General features: G+C 46.4%; 2 protein-coding genes. One reads left to right on the forward strand and one right to left on the reverse strand.

Going from position 1 to position 1,757, the window contains the following annotated elements:
* Nucleotides 1–6: 6 nt before the first annotated feature.
* The gene (locus ACLGGO_RS35450; protein ID WP_446422831.1) at nt 7–1,488 is read right to left on the reverse strand and encodes an RNA-guided endonuclease InsQ/TnpB family protein; all 1,482 of its coding nucleotides are present in this window, start codon (nt 1,486–1,488) and stop codon (nt 7–9) included.
* Between the two features lie 65 nt (nt 1,489–1,553).
* Here ACLGGO_RS35450 and tnpA point away from each other — a divergent pair.
* Nucleotides 1,554–1,757, forward strand: a 204-nt coding sequence (gene tnpA, locus ACLGGO_RS35455; RefSeq protein ID WP_446422832.1) for an IS200/IS605 family transposase, incomplete at its 3' end; no start/stop codon positions are given.

The following is a 1,757-nucleotide window of genomic DNA, read 5'->3' on the forward strand; positions in this document are numbered from 1 at the left end:
CCCCTTTTAGAAAAAGGGGGATTCTGCGGAACTCACATTCCACATATCCTGAGAAAACAGTTCTAATTGTCTTCCCAGGTTCCCAGGCACACGACGCTTACCCTTACGGGTGTCGTGTTTTCTCCCTTTAGGCGTTGTTAATTCAACGCTGGGCGTTTCAAACAGATTTAACTGCTTGGGTTTCCCACAGTCCATGGGTACCTTTTTCGTTACTAATTTCAAGCCATATTCAACAACAGCTTTATGCTTGATATTTCGTGCTGCTTGCTTGTCCGAATGGTCGAAGTGTCCACACCTGGTACAGATAAAACGCTCTCTGTCCCGGTTTGCTTTATCTATATGACCACAGGCACTGCACTCTCTGGATGTGTCTCGCGGGTTGACTTTGAGCAAGATCTTTCCTGACTTCGCAGCCACGTACTGAATCTTATTAATCAACTCTCCCCATGAAGCATCCAAAATGGAGCGATTTAAACCCCGCTTGGTTGATTGACCATTGGGTAAAAATTTCCCCGTCCCTTCCTCTAATTTGGGTTTACACCGTCTCACCATTCCTTGAATGTTGAGATCTTCTACTACAACTGCGTCAGCTTTTTTGACCAGCTTATTGGCAACCTGCCACTGATAGGCACTTCTGCGGTTAGAGATTTTACTGTGTAGCTTGGTAACTGAAGCAACCCGTTTCTTGCGATTGGCAGAGCCTTTCTTCGCCCGACTGACACGCCGTTGGCGAATCTTCAGGGTTCGCTTAGTCTTCTGATTAGTGGCAAATCTGGGGTTGGGAATATCGCTCCCATCGGAGCAATGCACCAGCTTAGTTAACCCCATGTCCAGCCCAACCGCCGTTTTAACTTCGGAAGTTGGTCGAGGAGTAGCCATTGGGACTGACTTGTCCTCTAAGCGCACACTTATGAACCATCCATCGGTTCGGCGACGAATTGTAACGCTTCTAACGGCAAACCTATCAGGGATGGGGCGGGAGTTGAAAAAGCGCATCCAGCCGATTTTAGGCAGATAAACCTTGCGCCCTTTAAACTTGACCCGACCTGGCTTGTACTCGAACGACCGGAAATTACTGCGGTTTTTAAACGCTGGAAAACCCCGCCCATCAAAGAAGTTTTTATAGGCAGTGTTTAACCGAGCGATATTACGCTGTAGAACGTCCGAGTCGATTGACTTGTACCAAGGACGGGCAGCTTTCAGGTCTACCAGTGCGGCATCCTGAATCGTGCCAGCATTTCGTTTTTTGCCGTTGTTTTTCCAGGGATTACCTGTTGCACCATTCTTAACGATGCAGCAGGTCAATGGGTAAGCTTCGGCTTTAGTCCTTAAACTGCAATAGGGTCCCTGGATGAATTGTTGATGGTAGGTTTCAATTCGGTCAGCCAAACACCAGTTGTACGTCCCTCTAAGCCGATCAAGCCACGACTGCATTTTGGCTTCCTGGCTGCCAGATGGACGTAGTTTGTAGACGTAGCTTAAAATCATAGATGGCTAAACACTGTCGCCATATCTGCGCTATCAACAAAATATCATAGCATAATTTGACTGATATGCAGCAGTACAGAAAAAGCAACCACTCGGTTTCTATGGTCAATTACCATTTAGTTTGGACGCCAAAACGACGAAAAAAGGTGTTGACTGGAGAAGTAGAAAAGCGATTACGAGATATTATTTGGCAGGTTTGCCAAGAAAAAGAGTGGGTGGTTATAGCCTTGGAGATTATGCCTGATCATGTTCATCTGTTTGTCAATACT

The sequence above is a fragment of the Coleofasciculus sp. genome (assembly GCF_046565525.1).
Taxonomy (GTDB): Bacteria; Cyanobacteriota; Cyanobacteriia; order Cyanobacteriales; family Coleofasciculaceae; genus Coleofasciculus.